The sequence below is a fragment of the Stappia sp. G46H5W genome, from assembly GCF_058448995.1.
Genome location: NZ_JBZFLL010000005.1, coordinates 108068 through 127428, shown reverse-complemented (window position 1 = coordinate 127428; position 19361 = coordinate 108068). Strand labels below are relative to the sequence as shown.

18 protein-coding genes are annotated in these 19361 nt (G+C 68.8%); 11 read left to right on the top strand and 7 right to left on the bottom strand.

The features are described 5' to 3' along the window. Positions 1–94: 94 nt before the first annotated feature. On the bottom strand, positions 95–616 hold the full coding sequence (locus ACVJ6E_RS16190; RefSeq protein WP_120269858.1) for an FxsA family protein: 522 nt from the start codon (positions 614–616) through the stop codon (positions 95–97). 331 nt (positions 617–947) lie between these two features. Here ACVJ6E_RS16190 and ACVJ6E_RS16185 point away from each other — a divergent pair, with 331 nt between their 5' ends. The 10 genes from ACVJ6E_RS16185 to ACVJ6E_RS16140 all read left to right on the top strand — a co-directional run bounded on the left by ACVJ6E_RS16185 (position 948) and on the right by ACVJ6E_RS16140 (position 13393). Beyond that, complete coding sequence (locus tag ACVJ6E_RS16185) at positions 948–1661, top strand: Tim44/TimA family putative adaptor protein (protein WP_120269857.1); 714 nt, start codon at positions 948–950, stop codon at positions 1659–1661. 103 nt (positions 1662–1764) lie between these two features. Then, positions 1765–2826 carry a murein transglycosylase A gene (mltA, locus tag ACVJ6E_RS16180; protein WP_120270197.1) on the top strand — a complete coding sequence of 354 codons (1062 nt, stop codon included), beginning with the start codon at positions 1765–1767 and terminating at the stop codon, positions 2824–2826. Beyond that, on the top strand, positions 2823–3410 hold the full coding sequence (locus ACVJ6E_RS16175; protein ID WP_120269856.1) for a Smr/MutS family protein: 588 nt from the start codon (positions 2823–2825) through the stop codon (positions 3408–3410). The genes mltA and ACVJ6E_RS16175 overlap by 4 nt, the downstream gene beginning before the upstream one ends. Further along, complete coding sequence (locus ACVJ6E_RS16170) at positions 3407–3778, top strand: helix-turn-helix domain-containing protein (RefSeq protein ID WP_067224598.1); 372 nt, start codon at positions 3407–3409, stop codon at positions 3776–3778. The genes ACVJ6E_RS16175 and ACVJ6E_RS16170 overlap by 4 nt, the downstream gene beginning before the upstream one ends. Before the next feature lie 149 nt (positions 3779–3927). Next, positions 3928–6756: a [protein-PII] uridylyltransferase gene (locus ACVJ6E_RS16165; RefSeq protein WP_120269855.1), complete on the top strand. Its 2829-nt coding sequence runs from the start codon at positions 3928–3930 to the stop codon at positions 6754–6756. 79 nt (positions 6757–6835) lie between these two features. Beyond that, positions 6836–8446 (top strand): murein biosynthesis integral membrane protein MurJ, encoded by a 1611-nt coding sequence (gene murJ, locus ACVJ6E_RS16160; RefSeq protein WP_120270196.1) that lies wholly within the window; start codon positions 6836–6838, stop codon positions 8444–8446. Positions 8447–8715: 269 nt separating this feature from the next. Then, positions 8716–9720, top strand: coding sequence for a BMP family protein (locus ACVJ6E_RS16155; RefSeq protein ID WP_120269854.1), 1005 nt, complete (start codon positions 8716–8718; stop codon positions 9718–9720). An 84-nt stretch (positions 9721–9804) separates the two neighbouring features. After that, a complete protein-coding gene (locus ACVJ6E_RS16150) occupies positions 9805–11361 on the top strand; it encodes an ABC transporter ATP-binding protein (RefSeq protein ID WP_120269853.1) in 1557 nt (518 codons plus the stop codon). After that, entirely contained in the window at positions 11358–12452 is a 1095-nt protein-coding gene (locus ACVJ6E_RS16145; protein WP_120269852.1) for an ABC transporter permease, read from the top strand. Before ACVJ6E_RS16150 ends, ACVJ6E_RS16145 begins: the two co-directional genes overlap by 4 nt. Further along, positions 12449–13393, top strand: coding sequence for an ABC transporter permease (locus tag ACVJ6E_RS16140; protein WP_208996802.1), 945 nt, complete (start codon positions 12449–12451; stop codon positions 13391–13393). The genes ACVJ6E_RS16145 and ACVJ6E_RS16140 overlap by 4 nt, the downstream gene beginning before the upstream one ends. A 9-nt stretch (positions 13394–13402) precedes the next feature. Here ACVJ6E_RS16140 and ACVJ6E_RS16135 read toward each other — a convergent pair whose 3' ends face one another. The 5 genes from ACVJ6E_RS16135 to pcaD are packed head-to-tail and all read right to left on the bottom strand — an operon-like array spanning position 13403 to position 17266. Next, positions 13403–14749: a lyase family protein gene (locus ACVJ6E_RS16135; RefSeq protein ID WP_120269851.1), complete on the bottom strand. Its 1347-nt coding sequence runs from the start codon at positions 14747–14749 to the stop codon at positions 13403–13405. A gap of 36 nt (positions 14750–14785) precedes the next feature. Next, on the bottom strand, positions 14786–15352 hold the full coding sequence (pcaG, locus tag ACVJ6E_RS16130) for a protocatechuate 3,4-dioxygenase subunit alpha (RefSeq protein WP_120269850.1): 567 nt from the start codon (positions 15350–15352) through the stop codon (positions 14786–14788). After that, positions 15352–16071 (bottom strand): protocatechuate 3,4-dioxygenase subunit beta, encoded by a 720-nt coding sequence (gene pcaH, locus ACVJ6E_RS16125; RefSeq protein ID WP_120269849.1) that lies wholly within the window; start codon positions 16069–16071, stop codon positions 15352–15354. The genes pcaG and pcaH overlap by 1 nt, the downstream gene beginning before the upstream one ends. Then, complete coding sequence (pcaC, locus tag ACVJ6E_RS16120; RefSeq protein WP_120269848.1) at positions 16068–16478, bottom strand: 4-carboxymuconolactone decarboxylase; 411 nt, start codon at positions 16476–16478, stop codon at positions 16068–16070. Before pcaC ends, pcaH begins: the two co-directional genes overlap by 4 nt. Further along, positions 16475–17266 carry a 3-oxoadipate enol-lactonase gene (gene pcaD / locus ACVJ6E_RS16115; protein WP_158592729.1) on the bottom strand — a complete coding sequence of 264 codons (792 nt, stop codon included), beginning with the start codon at positions 17264–17266 and terminating at the stop codon, positions 16475–16477. The genes pcaC and pcaD overlap by 4 nt, the downstream gene beginning before the upstream one ends. Before the next feature lie 97 nt (positions 17267–17363). Here pcaD and pcaQ point away from each other — a divergent pair, with 97 nt between their 5' ends. Beyond that, positions 17364–18290, top strand: a complete 927-nt coding sequence (gene pcaQ / locus ACVJ6E_RS16110) for a pca operon transcription factor PcaQ (protein WP_120269846.1) — start codon at positions 17364–17366, stop codon at positions 18288–18290. Positions 18291–18301: 11 nt separating this feature from the next. Here pcaQ and ACVJ6E_RS16105 read toward each other — a convergent pair whose 3' ends face one another. After that, on the bottom strand, positions 18302–19195 hold the full coding sequence (locus ACVJ6E_RS16105) for a MurR/RpiR family transcriptional regulator (RefSeq protein ID WP_120269845.1): 894 nt from the start codon (positions 19193–19195) through the stop codon (positions 18302–18304). Positions 19196–19361: the final 166 nt, after the last annotated feature.

The following is a 19361-nucleotide window of genomic DNA, read 5'->3' as shown; positions in this document are numbered from 1 at the left end:
TCCTGCTTGTCTTCCCCGAGCGGGCACCTTGCAGAAAGCGGGTATATCGCGGGTTAACCCGATCTCACGATTTGGTGAGGCGGCTCGCCGCGCGTCAGGAACGGTCGTTCCGGCCGTCGCCGATCTCTCCCCGCCACGGCGAGGAGCCGTTCGGTCCGCCCTTGCCGTTGTCGTCGAGGTCCGCCCAGTCGTCGCGGTCGAGATCGACCACGCCCTCGCCCTGGCTTTTCCGCCGGGCACCGGCCCGCACCACGGTCACCTGCGCGTTGCGCACCATGATCCGGGCGATGGCCGCCCGCAGCGGCGGCACGAAAAGCAGCAGGCCGAGCGCATCGGTAAGGAAGCCGGGGATCAGCAACAGCACGCTGGCGACGACGATCAGCGCGCCCTGCATGATATCCTCGCCGGGCACCTGGCCGCGATCCATCTCGGCGCGCACGCGCCGCAGCAGCGACAGGCCCTGCAGTCGAAGCATCAAGCTGCCGGCGACCGCCGTCGCGATGGTCAGGAGCACCGTCGGCACCGCGCCGATTTCCGAGCCGACCTCGATGAAGACGAGGATCTCGAGAAGGGGGAGGCCGATGATGGCGAGAAGGATGAACAGTCCGATGGGCATGGCGTGCGTGACAGTGTCCCGTGGGGTTGCGCGTTCAGGTTCCGTATCCCGCGCACTCGCGATGCCGTCGCGGGAACATCGCCCTCAGTTAGGGACCAAATGACGCGAATGCGAGCTTTATGTGCTATCGGACGACGAAAACTGCGTCCGACACTTGTGTTGGAGGCTGGATGTTGGTTCAAGGGGGCTTACATAAGCTACGATGGGCGATGCTGCGGCTTGCCCTGCGGGGCCGCCGGTATCGGCCCGCCGCGGATGCCGCAACAAGCCAGACGGGCGGAATGCCGTGACCGCGTCTGCGACGCACCCGGCCGGATGTGAAACGGATCATATGTTCAACGACATCACCACTATCATCTTTCTGGTCCTGGCGGTCGTGATCTTCTTCAGGCTGCGCAGCGTGCTTGGTCGGCGCACCGGCAACGAGCGCCCGCCCTTCGATCCCTATTCGGCGCCCGAGCGCGACAACCGCGCCGGTGCCCCGGCCCAGGACGACAACGTCATCCCCTTGCCCGGACAGACGGCCCCCCAGGGCGGCCCCTCCCAGGCGCCGGCGGCCGCGACCCTCGACAAGGTTGCGCCGGAGGGAAGTGCCCTCAACCAGGCGCTGCGGCAGATCCTGTCCGCCGACCGCTCGTTCGAGCCGCAGGGCTTCCTGCAGGGCGCCCGCGCGGCCTACGAGATGATTGTCACCGCCTTTGCCAATGGCGACCGCAAGATGCTCAAGAACCTTCTCTCCAAGGAGGTCTACGAGGGCTTTGTCGCGGCGATTTCCGACCGGGAGTCGCGGGGCGAGACGATCGAGTCCACCTTCGTCGGCATCGAAAAGGCGGACATCGTCGAGGCGGCGCTGAAGGGCACGACCGCCCAGGTCACCGTCAAGTTCCGTTCGGAGCTGATCTCCGCCACCCGCGACCGCAACGGCGCCATCGTCGACGGTGATCCCAACGCGGTCAGCGAAGTCACCGACATCTGGACCTTCGCCCGCGATACGACGTCGCGCGATCCCAACTGGCGTCTGGTGGCGACCGAATCGGTCGAGTAACTTGCGTGCCGCCGGCCGGATGGCCCGCGCTGCCGGCCTGGCGGCGGCACTGCTTGCCGGCATCGCTGCGGCGGGCCCGGCTCTGGCGCGCGGAAAACCCCTCATGCTGTCTGCGCCCCTGACTTTCGCGGAGCTTCCCGGCTGGGCCGGCGACGACCACCGCGCAGCCCTGGCTGCGTTCCTGCGCCATTGCCGGGACCGGGCGGCAGATCTCCCCGCCGACCTGGCGCGGCTGTGCGCGCCGGCACAGGCCGCCTTCGACAGCGGCGGGACGCAGGCGGCTCGCACCTTCCTGGAACAGCACTTCGAGCCGCGCCGCATCCTCGCCGACGGCTTCGTCACCGGCTATTTCGAGCCCGAGTACAAGGGTTCGCGTCACCGGGGCGGCGGCTACGACACGCCGCTTCTGGTTCGGCCGCCGGAGCTTGTGCCCCTGGCCGGCCGGCCGGCGCCGGAGGGATTGCCCAAGGATGCGCCCTTTGCCTTTTCCAGCGGCAACGGCCACCTGGTCGCACCGCCCGACCGGGGGGCGATCATGGACGGGGCGCTGGCCGGCCGGGGCCTCGAACTTGTCTGGCTGGCCGACCCGGTCGATGCGTTCTACGTCCATGTGCAGGGCTCGGCCCGCATTCGCCTGCGCGAAGGCGGCAGCCTGCGTGTCGGCTATGCCGGCAAGACCGGGCACCCCTACAGCGCCATCGGCCGGGTGATGATCGAGCGCGGCCTTGCCGAGCCCGGCACCGTCACCATGCAGGTGCTGCGCAAGTGGCTGTCCGAAAACCCCGACGAGATCGACGGGGTCCTGCGCCGCAACCGCTCCTACATCTTCTTTCGCGAGGTAACGGAGGCGGGCGAGCACGAGGGACCGGTCGGGGCCGCCGGACTGCCGCTGCTGCCCGGCCGCAGCCTTGCCGTCGATGCCGCGCATCACGCCTATGGGGCGCTGGTCTTCGTTTCCGCCGATCTTCCCTCCGGCCCGGAGGGCGCGCGCGAAGCTTTCCGCCGGCTGATGATCGCCGAAGACACCGGATCGGCCATTGTCGGCCCGGCGCGGGGCGACATCTTCTTCGGCTCGGGCGAGGAAGCTGGAGAACAGGCCGGCCGCATCCAGCACCGGGCGGACATGGTGCTGCTCGTGCCGCGCGGGCGGGAGGCAAGGCCGTGAGCCGGCGCCGTGGCCGCCAGCCGTCGCCCGAGGAACGGCGCCTGTGGGAGCAGGTGACGGCCGATGTCGATCCGATTGCCCCGCGAGGGCGTGCGCGCGCCGAGGCCCCCAGCGCCGAGCCGGACGAAACGCCTGCCCCGGTGCCGACAGCGGCCCTGCCGGCCGGCCCTGCCTCATCCGGCGCATCCGCGCTGCGCCCGCCCGCCCCGCCGTCTCCTCCGCCGCTGTCGCCGCTCGAGCCGCGCCAGCGCCGCCGCATCGCCCGCGGCACCCGCGCCATCGACATGCGCATCGATCTGCATGGCCTGACCCAGGCGGAGGCGCATGTGCGGCTGCGCGGTTTCCTGTCCTATGCCCAGTCGAGCGGCGCGGCCCTGGTTCTCGTGATTACCGGCAAGGGCGCGCCGGGCGGCAGCCCGGTGGCCGGCGAGCGCGGCATCCTGCGCCGCGTTGTGCCGCAATGGCTGTCCTTCCCGGAGTTCCGCCCCTTGGTGGTGGGTTTCGAGGAGGCGCATGCCGCCCATGGCGGCGGCGGCGCGCTCTATGTCAGGATCCGCAAGAGCGGAAAGTGGGGGGGACGATGACGCCGTTCGGTGCGAAGCTGCGCGAGCTGCGCAAGAAGCGCGGCATCACCCTGTCGGAAATGGCCGAGGCGCTGGGCGTTTCGGCGGCCTATCTGTCGGCGCTCGAGCACGGCAAGCGTGGCCGCCCCACCTGGTACACGGTGCAGCGGATCATCGCGTTCTTCAACGTCATCTGGGACGAGGCGGAGGAGCTGCAGCGCCTCGCCGAGATCTCCGATCCGAAGGTGTCGATCGACACGGCCGGCCTCCAGCCCGAAGCGACGGAGCTGGCCAATTTGCTGGCGGCGAAAATTTCCGGCCTGTCGCGCGACAGTCTGGCCCATCTGTTGCATCAACTGCGCGTCGCGGCGGCGCGGGACCGGATCTAGGGTCCCGGGCACGGACTTTCGTTCTCTTGCTGCGCCCCTTGAGCGGCGCGGGCGGCAGGCGTAGGGTCCGCAATCGCTGCCGCAGGCAAGGCGTCACGCCGGCATGGTGCCCGCGCGACGCTGCGGCAAGAAGGACTGCGCTGGAAGTGATGACGCCGAAGACCCCCGTCCGTAACGCCGACCCGTTCGCCGATCTGATCGACGCCGATGCCCTGCGTCACCGGCTGACGGCGCTGACCGCGGCGAGCGACGGCGACGGTTCCGATCTCACCGTTCGCGGCCATGTCCTCAACGAGCTGAAGACGGCAATGCGCGATGCGCGCACCCGCGTGGAGGAACTGCTCTTCGCCGATGGCGGCGGCACGCTCTGCGCCCAGCGGCTGAGCCATGTGCAGGACGAGATCTTGCGGGTGATCTTCGATTTCGCCATCCACCACGTCTACCGGGTCAAGAACCCGTCCGCGGCCGAACGCATGTCCATCGTCGCCGTCGGCGGCTATGGCCGGGGCACCCTGGCGCCGGGCTCGGACGTCGACCTGCTGTTCCTGCTGCCTTACAAGCAGACGCCCTGGGGCGAGCAGATCGTCGAATACATTCTTTACATGTTGTGGGATCTCGGCCTGAAGGTCGGCCACGCCACGCGCAACATCGACGAGTGCCTGCGCCTCGCCCGCACCGACATGACGATCCGCACCGCGCTGCTGGAAGCGCGCCATGTGTGGGGCGAGGAGCCGCTGACCGACGAACTGATCGAGCGGTTCGACAAGAGCGTCGTTGCCGGCAGCGGCCCGGAGTTCATTGCCGCCAAGCTCGCCGAGCGCGATGCCCGCCACACCCGGCAGGGCACCTCGCGCTATCTGGTCGAGCCCAACGTGAAGGAGGGCAAGGGCGGCCTGCGCGACCTCAACACCCTGTTCTGGATCTCCAAGTACTTCTACCGCGTGCGCTCCGGCTCGGGTCTGGTGAAGGCCGGGGTCTTCACCCGCTCCGACTTCCAGCGCTTCAAGAAGGGCGAGGACTTCCTCTGGGCGGTGCGCTGCCACCTGCATTTCCTCACCGGCAGGGCGGAGGAACGCCTGTCCTTCGACGTCCAGCGCGAGATCGCCGTCCGCCTCGGCTACACCCAGCATCCGGGGATGAAGGACGTCGAGCGCTTCATGAAGCACTATTTCCTGGTCGCCAAGGATGTGGGCGACCTGACCCGGATCTTCTGCGCAGCGCTGGAGGAGCAGCATGCCAAGGCGCCGCAGCCGCTATCCAAGCTGATCGACCGCATCGCCTCGCGCGCACGCCGCCAGATCCAGACCGGCACGCCCGACTTCGTCATCGACAAGGGGCGCCTGAACACCGTCTCGGATGCGGTGTTCGAGAAGGATCCGGTGAACCTGATCCGCCTCTTCGCGATTGCCGACCGTCATGCGGTGATGCTGCACCCGGAAATGCTGAAACTGGTGCGCCGGTCGCTGAAGCTCATCACGACCCAGGTGCGCGAGGACCCGGAGGCGAACCGGCTGTTCCTGCAGGTGCTGACCTCGCGCAACGATCCCGAGACCGTGCTGCGCAAGATGAACGAGACCGGCGTGCTCGGCCGCTTCGTGCCCGACTTCGGCAAGGTCGTGGCGATGATGCAGTTCTCCATGTACCACCACTACACGGTGGACGAGCATCTCATCCGCTCCATCGGTGTGCTGGGCGAGATCGAGCGCGGCGAGGCCGGCGAGGACCATCCGCTCTCCACCGATCTGATCAAGACGATCCAGAACCGCAAGGTCCTGTTCGTCGCCATGTTCCTGCACGACATCGCCAAGGGCCGACCGGAGGATCACTCCATCGCCGGTGCGCGCATCGCCCGCCGCCTGTGTCCGCGCCTCGGTCTGACGCCATCGGAGACGGAAACCGTCGCCTGGCTGGTCGAGCATCACCTCGACATGAGCACGATCGCGCAGTCGCGCGACCTTGCGGACCGCAAGACGATCGAGGATTTCGCCCGCGAGGTGCAGAGCGTCGAGCGGCTGAAGCTTCTGCTGATACTCACCGTTGCCGACATCCGCGCCGTCGGGCCGAATGTCTTCAACGGCTGGAAGGGTCAGTTGCTGCGCACGCTCTACTACGAATGCGAGCCCGTGCTGACCGGCGGCCACAGCCTGCTGCCGCACGACATGCGGGTCGAGGCGGCCAAGCGCGAACTGGCCGAGGCGCTGGGCGCCTGGCGCAAGGAAGAACTCGGCGCCTATCTGGAGCGGCATTACCCGGCCTATTGGCTGCGGGTGCCGCTGGAGCGCAAGATCGCCGACGCCGAGATGATCCTCGCCGCCGACCGGGCCGGAACCGGCTTTTCCTCGCGCGTCGTCACCCACGCCTTCGAGGGGGTGACCGAGATCACCGTGCTGGCGGCCGACCACCCGCGGCTGCTGTCGACCATTGCCGGGGCCTGTTTCGTCGCTGGCGCCAACATCGTCGATGCGCAGATCGACACCACGACCGACGGTTTCGCCCTCGACACGATCTACATTTCCCGCGAGCTGCCGGGAGATGACGACGAGATCCGCCGTGGCGAGCGCGTCTGCCGGCTGATCGAGAAGGCGCTGCGCGGTGAGGAGCGGCTGCCCGACAGCGTTGCCCGCAAGGCGGCATCGCGCGGCCGGGTGAAGGCGTTCCGCGTCGAGACTGAGGTGCTGGTCAACAATTCCTGGTCCAACCGCTACACGGTGCTGGAAATCTCGTGTCTCGACCGGCCCGGCTTGCTCTATGACCTGACGCGGGCGATCTCCGGCCTCAATCTCAACATCAATTCAGCTCATATCGCGACCTTCGGCGAGCGGGCGGTCGACGTGTTCTACGTCACCGACCTGACCGGCCAGAAGATCGGCAATATCGGCAGGCAGGACGCGATCCGCGAACGTCTGCGCGAGGCGGTCGAGGGGGAGGCGGCGGAAGAGCCGATCCGCCGCCGGCCGCGCCGCGCCGGCATTGCCTGATGAGACTTCCGAACGACTGCCTGCGTTCGACATGCCTTCCCGTCCCCTTTGAACGGAACTTCCGCCCATGGCCGGCTCGATGAGTCTCCTGCGCAACTTCGTCACCGTCGGCGGCGCCACGATGGCGAGCCGTGTCCTCGGCTTCGTCCGCGATGTGATGATCGCCGCCTTCGCCGGCGCCGGTCCGGTGGCGGATGCCTTCTTCGTCGCCTTTCGCCTGCCCAACCTGTTTCGCCGGCTGTTCGCGGAAGGGGCGTTCAACTCCGCCTTCGTGCCGCTGTTTGCAAGGGCGGTGGAGGAAGGGGGCGATGAGGGCGCGCGCCGCTTTGCCGGCGAGATCATGGCCGCGCTGCTGTGGACGCTGCTGGCGCTGACCGCCATCGCCTTCATTGCCATGCAGGGGCTCGTCTTCCTGCTCGCTCCCGGCTTTACCGAAGACCCGTCGAAGTTCGACCTTGCGGTGCTGCTCTCGCGCATCACCTTCCCGTATCTTTTGTGCATGTCGCTGGTCGCGTTCCTGTCCGGCATCCTCAACACCTATCGGCGTTTCGCCGCCGCCGCGTTTGCCCCCGTGGTCCTCAACCTGGTGATGATCGCCGTCCTCACGGGCATCTGGTATGCGGGACTAGAGCCGGGTACGACGCTCGGCGTGGTACTGGCCGGGGGGGTTGCGGTTGCAGGTTTCGCCCAGCTGGCGCTGCTTGTCGTTGCCGTGCGCCGCATGGGCTTTTCGGTGCCGTTCCGACGTCCGCGCCTGACCGCTGGCGTGCGCCGGCTGTGCAAGCTCGGCGTGCCGGGTGTGCTGGCCGGGGGCATTACCCAGATCAACATCGTTGTCGGCACCGTGATCGCCTCGGCCCAGGCCGGCGCCGTCTCCTATCTCTATTACGCCGACCGCATCTACCAGCTGCCGCTCGGTGTCGTCGGTATCGCCATCGGCGTGGTGCTCCTGCCTGACCTGTCGCGCTCGCTGCGCGCCGGGGAGGACGGCGAGGCCAACGGCACGCTCAACCGGGCGATGGAATTCGCCCTCGCCCTGACACTGCCGGCGACCGTCGCGCTGATCGCGGTGCCCGAGCCGATCGTCTCGGTGCTCTTCCAGCGCGGCGAGTTCGGCGCGGAGGCGGCCAGCGCGACCACGGCCGCCCTGATCGCCTTTGCCTTCGGCTTGCCGGCCTTCGTGCTCAACAAGGTGTTCTCGCCGGGCTTCTTTGCCCGCGAGGACACGGTGACGCCGATGTGGTTCGCCGGCATCGGCATGGCAGTCAACGTGATCGGCGCGCTGGCTCTGGCGCCGATCCTCGGCCATGTCGGCATTGCGCTGGCCACGTCGCTGGCCGGCTGGGTCAATGCCGGCCTGCTGGGCGCGGCCCTGTGGCGGCGCGGCCATTTCCGCATGGACCGGGGCGCGCGCCGAAGGCTGCCGCTGTTGGCGCTTGCCAGCCTTGCGATGGGCGCCGGCCTGCTGCTGGGCGACTGGTTGATGGCGCCGCTGATCGGCGCACCTTCTGTGCTGGTGCGCTTTGTCGCCCTCGGCCTGCTGGTGCTGGCCGGCATGGTGCTGTTCGCTGGCTTCGTGCAACTGACCGGCGCGGTCGATCTGAAGGGCTATGTTGCCCGCGCCAGGGCCGCCAGGGCCCGCCGCCGCGCGGCTCCCCCGCCGCAGGCGCCGGAAGACCCGCTCGGATAGGCTGCAGGGCGACCTGCGGTGCAAGGTCAGGGGGAGGCCGGTTGCCGCGCGAAAAAGCGAAGCCGGCTCAATTTTTGACCAAACGATCAAAATTTGTCCATTTGTTCAAGAAAGCGCTGCGGCCGGCATCTGCCTCCATTGTGGGCGTGCCTGGAATGTGGTCCAATTTGCCCCGCCGCGCGAAGAGCCGCCCACGCGCCTTCGCCGGTCGATGCACACCGGCCCGTGCCTGTCGCGCATGAGCGCCGCATCCTGCGAGGGGGAGTCAGATGACAATCAACGATCATTTCGCCTGGACGCGACGGGCCGTCCTCGGACTTGTCGCATCGCTTGCCGTCATGGCGGGCGGCCTGCCGGCAATGGCCAAGGACAAGCCGTTGAAGGTCGCGGCGATCTACACCGTGCCGGTCGAGCAGCAATGGGTCGGACGCATTCATCAGGCGCTGCAGGCGGCCCAGGCGCGCGGCGACGTGACCTATACCTACTCCGAGAACGTCGCCAACACGGACTATGAGCGCGTCATGCGCGAATACGCCGAGGGCGGCATGGACCTGATCATCGGCGAGGCCTTCGCCGTGGAGCGCGCGGCCCGCAGCGTGGCGGCCGAGTATCCCGACATCGCCTTCCTGATGGGCTCGTCCTTCGGTCCGGCACAGCCGAACTTCGCCGTCTTCGACAACTGGATCCACGAGCCGAGCTACCTGACGGGCATGATCGCCGGCAAGGCGACCAAGTCGAACGTCATCGGCATGGTCGGCGGCTACGCGATCCCGGAGGTTAACCGCTTGATGAACGCCTTCATGGAAGGCGCGCTGGCGGTCAATCCGGACGTCAAGTTCCTCGTCACCTTCATCAACTCCTGGTACGACCCGCCGAAGGCCAAGGAGTCGGCCTTCGCGATGATCGACAAGGGCGCGGACATTCTCTACGCCGAGCGCTTCGGCGTCTCTGATGCGGCCAAGGAGAAGGGAATCCTGGCCATCGGCAACGTCATCGACACGGCCGGCGACTATCCCGGCACGATCCTCGCCAGCGCCCTTTGGCACATGGAGCCGACCATCGACCGGGTGATCGAGGCCGTGGCCACCGACAGCTTCGAGCCTTCCGATTACGGCCAGTTCTCCTTCATGTCCTATGGGGGCGGCAGCTTCGTCGTCGACGAGAGCCTTGCCGATGCGGAGGCCGTCAAGGCTGCCCGCGAGAAGGAGAAGGAGATTCTCGACGGGCTGTTCCGCGTCAACGTCAACGACGCCGAGCCCAAGTCGACGATGTGATCATCTGATCGCGGCCCGCCCCCTGTTCTCGGCACGAGATCGGGGGCGGGCCGTCCTTTTGTCCAGCCCTGCCCCGGAGTGGAGATGAGCGACCCGCTGCACGCACGGCCGCACGAGCGCAAGGTCGTGCTGTCGCTTGCCGGCATCACCAAGCGCTTCGGCGCGATGACCGCCAACGAGGCGGTCGATCTCGACCTGCATGCCGGCGAGATCGTCGCGCTGCTCGGCGAGAACGGCGCCGGCAAGACCACGCTCATGAACATCCTGTTCGGCCATTATGTTGCCGACGAGGGGGAGGTGCGCATCGCCGGGCCGGATGGCGGGCTCGTGCCGCTGGAGCCCGGCTCGCCCCATGCGGCGCTCAATGCCGGCATCGGCATGGTGCACCAGCATTTCGCGCTGGCCGAGAATCTCACCGCCTTCGAGAACATCGTGCTCGGCACGAGACCGTTGCTGTCGCCCTCCACCTCCTCGCGCGCCGACCGGCAGCGGCTGGAGGCGTTGATGCGTGACAGCGGGCTGACGGTGGATCTCGACCTTCGCGTCTCGCGCCTGTCGGTCGGCGAGCAGCAGCGGGTGGAAATCCTCAAGGCACTCTATCGCGATGCCCGCGTGCTGGTCCTGGACGAGCCGACTGCCGTGCTGACGCCGCAGGAATCCGAAGGCCTGTTCGCCACCCTGCGACAACTGGCCGGCAACGGCCTCGCCATCGTCTTCATCTCGCACAAGCTGGCCGAGGTGCTCAGTGCCTCCGACCGGGTGGCGGTGCTGCGCATGGGCCGCAAGGTCGCAGACCTGCCGACCGTCGAGTGCGACCGCCAGAAGCTCGCCGAGCTGATGGTCGGCCATTCGCTCTCCCAGAGCCGGCGCGAACCGCGCGCGCCTGGTGATGTGCTGCTTGCGCTCGAAGGCGTCTCCGCCGGCACCGGCCGCGAGGCGGTCAGGGACCTGTCGCTGGCCCTGCGGTCGGGAGAAATTCTAGGTGTTGCCGGTGTTTCCGGCAACGGCCAGACGATGTTCGCACGCCTCGTCTCTGGGCTGGAGCGGGCAACCTCCGGGCGCATCCTGCTCGCCGGAAACGACGTCACGGCGCAGGACGCGCGCGCGATGATCGCCGCCGGCATCGCCCGGATTCCGGAGGACCGCCACCGCGATGGCATCGTCGGGGCGATGAGCGTCGCTGAGAACCTGGTGATCGAGGAGATCCGGTCCGCCCGCTACCAACGCTTTGGCTTCCTCGATTTCTCCGCCATCGCCGCCCGCGCCCGCGAGGCGATCGCCGCCCACGACATCCGCTGCCGGGGCGGTTCCGCGATCTCGCGGCTGCTGTCTGGCGGCAACATCCAGAAGATCGTGCTGGCCCGCACGCTTGACGCCGAACCGGCGGTGGTGCTGGCCGCGCAGCCCTCGCGCGGGCTCGACATCGGCGCCACCGGCGAGGTGCATCGCCGCCTGCTCGCCGCCCGCGCCCGCGGCGCCGGCGTCATCCTGATTTCCGAGGATCTCGACGAGCTCTTCGCCCTGTCCGACCGCATCGCGGTGATCCATCGCGGCCAGCTGAGCGCGGCGCGCGATGCCGACGAGCTCGACCGCGCCACCGTCGGCCTGATGATGGCCGGCCACGCGGAGGAGGCCGCATGATCCGCTTCGAACCGCGCGAGACCGTCTCGCCGGTCCTGCGCGCCGGCGTACCGGTTGCCGCGGCGCTGGCGGCCCTGGCGCTGGCGGCCCTGCCGATCATGGCGGCCGGCGCGCCTGTGCTGCAGGCCTATGTGCTGATGGCGAAAGGCGCCTTCGGGTCGTTCTTCGCCGTTTCCGAGTTGCTGTCGCGGGCGACCCCGCTGATTCTGACCGGCCTGGCCGCCGCCCTCGCCTTCCGGGCGCGGCTGTGGAACATCGGCGGCGAAGGCCAGCTCTATGCCGGCGCGCTGGCCGCCGTCGCCGTCGGCTCCGGCGCGATCTCCGCCCCGCCGGCGGTGATGATCCCGCTTGTGCTGCTGGCCGGTGCGATGGCCGGGGCGATGATGATGCTGGTCCCGGCTCTGTTGAAGTTAAGGCTCGGCGCCGACGAGGTGGTCACCACCCTGCTGCTCAACTTCGTTGTGGTGCTCTTCGTGCAGATGATGCTGGAAGGGCCGATGAAGGATCCGATGGGCATGGGCTGGCCGCAATCCGAGCCGATGGCGGACGCGGCGATGCTGCCCAAGCTGTTCGACCGCATGCGCGTCCATGCCGGGCTGATCGTCGCGCTCGTTGCCGCACTGCTGGCCCATATCCTGCTGGCGCGCACGGTCTGGGGCTTCGAGATCCGTGCCGTCGGCGAAAACCAGGAAGCGGCCCGCCATGCCGGCATCCCGGTCACCGCGACCTTCGTCCGCGTCGCTCTCCTCAGCGGCGCGCTTGCCGGGCTTGCCGGCGTCGGCGAGGTGGCCGGCCTCAAGGGCTATCTCACCGCCGACCTGTCGCCCGGCTTCGGCTATGCCGGCATTGTCGTTGCCATGCTGGCCGGCCTGTCGCCGCTCGGCGTCGTGGTCGCGGCGCTGTTCATCGCCGGCGTCTTCGTCGGTGCCGACAGCATGAGCCGGGCCATTGGCGTTTCCAACTATCTGGCCGACCTGGTGGTCGCCACATCGCTGATCGCCGTGCTCGTCTCCGGCCTCTTCGTGCGGTTCCGCGTGCGGCTGGTCGGACCGGGGCGCAAGGCATCCGCCGGCAAGGACACCGGGGCATGATGGAAATCCTCGACATCCTCGTTTCGGCGAATTTCTGGGCGGCGGCACTGCGGATCGCCACGCCGCTGATCTTCGGCGTGCTCGGCGCGCTCCTGTGCGAGCGTGCCGGCGTCCTCAATCTCGGTATCGAGGGCATCTTCACCGCCGGGGCCATGGCCGGCTGGATGGCTGCCTGGCTCGGCGCCGGCCTGTGGGGCGGTGTGCTGGTTGCCGCGCTCGCCGGTGCCAGCTTCGGCCTGCTGCATGCGGTGCTCACCGTGCCGCTGGGCCTGTCCCAGCACGTCTCGGGCATCGGCGTGACGCTGTTCGCCACCAGTCTCAGCTATTACGCCTACCGCACGGCGCTGCCGGACGTCACCTCGCCGCCGCGCATCACCGCCTTCCAGCCGCTCGATATCCCGGTCCTGTCCGACCTGCCCTTCCTCGGTACGGTGCTGTTCCAGCAGACGGCGCTGACCATGTTGGCGCTGGTGATGGTCGTGGTGGTCGGCTTCGTGCTCTACCGCACGCCGCTCGGCCTTGCGATCCGCGCCGTCGGTGACAATCCGGCGGCGGTGGAGGCGCAGGGCCTGTCGGTGATGGTGCTGCGCATGGGCACCGTGGTCGCCGGTTCCGCGCTGATGGCGCTGGGCGGGGCGTTCCTGACCATGTCCGCCTTCGACGCGTTCTTCTTCGGCATGGTCAACGGGCGCGGCTGGATCTGCATCGCGCTCACCGTTTTCGCCTCCTGGCGTCCCGGCAAGGCGCTGATCGGCGCGCTGTTGTTCGGTGCGTTCGACGCCTTCCAGGTGCGGCTGCAGACCGAGGTCGGTGCCTTCGTGCCCGGTCAGGTGTTCCTGATGCTGCCCTACCTGCTGTCGATCCTGGCGCTGGTCATGGTCGCCCGCAAGGCGGACTACCCGCGCGCGATGCTGAAGCCTTATTTCAAGGGCCAGCGCTAGGCGTGACCGTCAGTCGCCGTGCGCAAGCGCGGCGATCTCGGCCAGCATCTCGTCGGTCATCGCCGCGGCCGCGCCCGAAATGGACGACGGGTCGGCCAGCGCCTGCCAGTCGAGCGGCGCATCGCTCAACTTCGACAGCGCCTCTGCCAGCGTGCCGCCCTCGGCGCGCACCAGGCCGGCAGCCTTCTTCACCAGATCCTGCGCAGCCGCGCGGCCGACATGGGGCAGCAGGGCGAAGGAAAAGCGCTCGGCGAGCGACAGCCCGCCGCCGCCGCCGGTGGCGGTCGCCGCCATCCGCGTGGCATCGGCCTCCATGCCTGGGGCAAGCGCGCATGCACGGCGCAGTGCCGCCCCGGTTGCCAGCATCACCTGGGGCAGAACCAGCCACTCGCCCATCCAGGCGGCGCCGTCCCGCTCCTCGCGGTGCAGGGCATCGGCGGAAAGCGCGGCCGCCTGTGCGGCGGCAAAGCGTGCGAGCGCCACCAGCGCCTCGGCCCGGACCGGGTTCTGCTTCTGCGGCATGGTCGAGGAACCGCCGGCCTCTGCCAGCCGGATCTCGCCGACTTCCGAGCGGGCGAGCAGGATCACGTCCTCGCCGATCTTGCCGAGCGCCAGCGCGATCTCGCTCGCTTCGCGGGCGATCCGGCGCAGCGGCTCCCGGTCGGTCATCCAGGGAAGGGAGGGCGCAAGGCCGAGCTCGCGGGCAAGGGCACCGGCCAGCTCCGCGGCGCGTCCCGGCACGTCCATCGCGCCGAGATCGCCGGAGGCTCCGCCGAGCTGCACGACCAGCGCCTCGCGCCGCAGCCGGGCAAGGCGCCGCCGCGCCTTTGCCAGCGGCAGGGTCCAGATCGCGACCCGTAGGCCGAAGCTGACGGGCGTCGCGATCTGGCCGCGCGTGCGGCCGGCCATCGGCGTTGCCCGGTGCCGGGTAGCCAGCGCGGAAAGCTGCGCCACGATGTCCGCAAGCCGCGCCTCGAACAGCGCAAGCGTGCGGGCGAGGCGCAGCATCAGGCCGGTGTCGACGATGTCCTGCGAGGTCGCGCCGAAATGCAGGTAGTCGGCCGCCGGCCGCGACAGCTTCTGCCGCAGGGCCGCCACCAGCGCGGGTACCGGGACGCCGGCCGCGGCCGTTCCGGCGGCAAGCTCCGCAGATGTCGGCAGGAGGCCTGAGAGCTCCCGGTCGATGGCGTCGGCTGCGGCTTGGGGGATCAGGCCGGCGCTTCCCTGAAGGCGGGCGAGCGCCCGCTCCACCTCCACCATCGCGGCGATCTCCGCCTCGGCGGAGAACAGTGCTGCGGTTTCGTCGTCGCCGAACAAGCCGGCAAGGAGCGGCGAAACGAGGGGGATGTCGGCCATGATGCGCCTGTCCTGTCGCCCGGTGGCTGCCGGGGCTCAGATGTCGAAGAACACCGTTTCGTTTTCACCCTGCAGGCGGATGTCGAAGCGGTAGAGCGGCAGCCCGTCCTCGGTCTTGCCGTCCTCGGTGGCGATCAGCGTTGCCACCGCCTCCGGCTCGAGACGGCGCATGTCGGGATCCTTGGCCAGCGCCTCGCGATCTTCGGGAAAATACATGCGCGTGTGCAGGTGGATGTTGATGCCGCGGGCGAAGATCAGCACGGCCACATGCGGGGCGTGGCCCTCGGCATGCTGGCCTGGCCGCACGGTCCTGAAGCGGAAGGTGCCGGTATCGAAATCCGTCGTCGCGCGGGCGAAGAGGCCGTATTCGCCGACCCGGCCCATGCCGTCGGCCTGCCAGATCTCCAGCATGGCGTCGCGCACCGGAGCGCCCGAGCCGTCGCGCACCAGTCCCTCGATGACGATGGCCTCGCCGGTGTTGCTCTCGATCACCGGCCCGGGCTGGTTCGGCAGCGCCGGTCGGCCGATCGCCTGCGGTGCGGTGCCGATATGGACGTAAGGTCCTGCCGTCTGGGAGGGGGTTTCCTTCAGCCGGTCGTTCATCACAGGCCCTCCGTCCGGTTCTCGAAATGGGTTTGCCGCCGCCCGCGCAGCACGATGTCGAACCGGTAGGCGAGGCAGTCGAACGGTTCCTGGTTGCGCAGGTCGAGCCGCGCGACAAGCCGGTCGATGGCGTCCTTGTCCGGGATCGTGTTGACGATCGGGCACAGCGGGATCAGCGGATCGCCCTCGAAATAGAGCTGGGTGATCAGCCGCTGGCTGAAGGCCTCGCCGAACACCGAGAGGTGGATATGCGCGGGCCGCCAGTCGGAGCCGTTGTTCGGCCACGGATAGGGGCCCGGCTTGATGGTGCGGAACAGGTAGCGCCCGTCGGCATCGCTGACGCAGCGCCCGCAGCCGGAGAAATTCGGGTCGAGCGGCGCCAGGTAGCCGTCGCGCACATGGGCGTAGCGCCCCGCAGCATTGGCCTGCCAGACTTCGATCAGCGCGTTGGGTACCGGTCGGGCGTTCTCGTCGAGCACCCGCCCGAAGACGTAGATGCGTTCGCCGAGCGCGTCGCCCGTGGTTGCCGCATTGCGGATCAGGTCATGGTCGAGCGGCCCCAGCGGCGTATGGCCGAGCGCCGGCCCGGTCTGCTCCAGGCTGGTCTGCTCGAGCGCATGCAGCGGGCGGACCGGTGCACGCAGGACGGTGCTCTTGTATCCCGGCGACAGCGGCAGCGGTTGCTGCGAGCGGTCGCGCCGGTAGAAGGCGGTGGTCACGGCTTGTCTCCTCCCGGCCCGTCTTGGGGCGTCTCGATTTCGGCGAAGGCGGCACGGGCGATGCGGATCGCCCGGTTTGCGGCCGGTACGCCCGCATAGATTGCCACATGCAGCAAGGCTTCGCAGACATCTTCGCGGCTTGCGCCGGTGCGTGCGGTGGCCCGGCAATGCATCGCCAGTTCCTCGTCATGGCCGAGCGCGGCGAGCAGCGCGATGGTGATCATCGAGCGCTCCCGCCGGCTGATCGTGTCGCGCGCCCAGACCCCGCCCCAGGCGCCACGGGTGATCAGGTCCTGGAACGGCCCGTCGAACGCATCGCGGGCGGCCTCGGCGCGCGCCACATGCGCCTCGCCCAGAACGGCCTTGCGGGTCGCCATGCCCGCCTCGAAGGGATCCTGTCCGCTCATGCCGTCACCCGCTCCACCAGAGTGTCGATCAGGTCCGCCACCCTGTCCGGCACCTCGATGCAGGGCAGGTGGCCGACGCCGGCGATTTCCTCGCATGTTGCGCCGGGAATGGCGGCGGCAAGCGCACGCAGCGTCTCGGGCGGCGTCGCGCTGTCCTCGCTGCCGGCGATGCACAGGGTCGGGACCGCGATGCTGCCCGCGTGGTCGCGGTAGTCTGCATCGCGAATGGCGCTGCCGAGCGCGATGTAGCTGTCGGCCGGCGTGTGCACGAGCATCGTCCGCCAGCGCAGCAGCTCGGCCGGACGCCCCTCGCGGAAGGCGCGGGAGAACCAGCGCTCCATCGTCGCATCGCCGATGGCATCCATGCCGCCTGCGCGGATCGCCTCGGCGCGGCCGTTCCAGATCTCGGGCGTACCGATCTTCATGCCGGTATTGGACAGGATCAGTCCGGCGACCCGCTCGCCATGGCGGATCGCTACCGACTGGGCGATCAGGCCACCGACCGACAGGCCGACGATCACCGCCTTTTCGATGCCGTAGCTGTCGAGCAGCGCGACCAGATCGTCGCCATGGTCGTCGATGCTCATGCCGATGCCGCCCGGCGACAGTCCGTGTCCGGCCGTGTCGTAGCGCAGCAGGCCCCAATCGTCCGGCAGACGCGCGAGGAGATCGTCCCAGATGCGGAAGTCGGTTCCGAGCGAATTGGAAAAGGCAAGGACGGGAGCTGCCCCGCGTCCCGGCCGGAAGGCCGCGTTGAGAATGCGCCCGTTTCGTGAGACCGCCTGCACGATCCATCCTCCCTGGCTCTGTGGAGCTTCAGGATGGACGCGGCAATTGGTAATGTAAAATGAGAATTTTGCCGTTTTGTATAACCGGAGGTGCGAAATGCCAGTCGGAGCAGGGATCAAGCTGCGCCATCTGCAGGCCTTTCTGGAGGTGGCACGGCTGCGCAGCCTGACGGAGGCGGCGAGCGCCCTGAACGTGACCCAGCCGGCCGTTTCCAAGACGCTGAAGGAGCTGGAGGCGCTCGTCGGCGTCAGCCTGATGGAGCGGGGGCGTTCGGGGGTGACGCTGACGGCGGAAGGCGAGATCTTCCGCCACTATGCCGGCCTGTCGGTCGCCGCGCTGGGTGAAGGGCTCGACGGCATCGACCAGGTGCGCATGGGCTCGGAGCGGCAGCTGCGCATCGGCGCCCTGCCGAGCGTTGCGGCGAGCATCGTGCCGCTGGCTGCCGGGCGCTATCTGGAGCGTGGGCGCGGGGCCACGCTCGATATCGTCACCGGGCCGAACGGCCATCTCCTCGACCAGCTGAGGACCGGGGCGCTGGATGTGGTGATCGGGCGGCTCGGCCAGCCGGACGCCATGCAGGGGCTTGCCTTCCAGCAGCTCTACAGCGAGCAGGTGGTGCTGGCCGTGCGTCCCGGCCATCCGCTGATCAGCGACCCGGACCTTGCCCGCCTGCCCGAGTTTCCGGTGCTCTATCCGAACCGCAGCGCGGCGATCCGGCCGTTGGTGGAACGGTTGATGGTGGCCAACGGCATTGGCCGCCTGCCCCGCCGGATCGAGACGGTGTCGAACGCCTTCGGCCGGGCCTTCACCCGTTCCAGCGACGCGGTATGGATCATCTCCAACGGCGTCGTCGCCAACGACCTTGCCGAGGGGCAGTTGGTGGCCCTTGCCGTCGATACCCGGATCACGCTGGGGCCGGTCGGCATCTCGACCCGCGCCGCGGAGGCGCATACGCCCGACCTGCTCCTGTTCATGGCCGCCATGCGCGAGGCGGTCGACCAGCGCGGCCTTGCGCGGGGCTGATCCGCAGCCTGTCAGCCGGCCGTCGGCGGCTCGTTCTTGGGCGGGCCGGCCCGCTTGCCGTCTTCCTCGTCGCGATAGGCCTCCAGCGCCGACATGCGCCGTTCGCTGCGTTCGGGATCGCGCGCGGTGACGCCGGCAACCAGCGTTTCGGCGATCACCATCAGGGCGGCGGAGGAATCCCAGGGTGAGGGCACGGAGATGCGGGCGGGCAGCACATGGGTCGCGACGCTGGCGATCGGCGACAGCCAGCTGTCCGTGATCAGCACCACCGTCGCCCCGCGCTTGGCCGCGGCGGTCGCCATGCGGACCAGGTCGGCCTGATAGCGGCGGATGTCGAAGACCACCAGCACGTCGCGCCGCCCGATATCCAGCAGGGCGTCGCGCCAGTTGCCCTCCTGTCCGGCCATATGCATGACGCCGCAACGCAGGATGCGCAGATGCGCGGCCATGTAGCGGGCCAGCGCATCGGTGAAGCGGCCGCCGAGCAGGTAGAGCGTGCGGCGTTCGTCGGACAGCAGCGAGACGACGGCCTCCAGCTCGGCCGCCGGTAGATGGCGGAAGGTCTCGCCGATATTGGCGCGCACCGCCTCGGCGACGGCACCGATCCCCGCCGCGGTGGCCGCACTGCCCGCCTGCGTGCCGTCCTTGGCCTTGGCCAGCGGCGATTTAAGCTGGTCCTCCAGCTCCGTGCGCAGCCGGGTCTGGAGCGCTGCATAGGTGCCGCAGCCCATGCGCGCGGCAAAGCGCAGGATCGTCGGCGAGCTGACACCGGCGGCGCTGGCGAACTGCGCGACCGTGCCCAGTCCCAGCATCGGGTAGTTGGCGAGCAGGGCGAGCGCCGCGCGGCGCTCCGTCGCAGTGCATTCGCCAAGTCTCTCGCGGATTTCTTCGGCAAGGGATGTCATGGTCGTGAGGCCGCCTCCCCGGCCGGGTGCCGCGCCGCCGGGGCGGGCGCTCTCGGAAACCCGATTGACATCGGTCCAGGGTATGTATCAAATCATACAGAAAGCGGAATTCAACGCAATTCTGTAACAAATAGAACAGGATTTGCGGTTTTTCGCCAAGGTAACC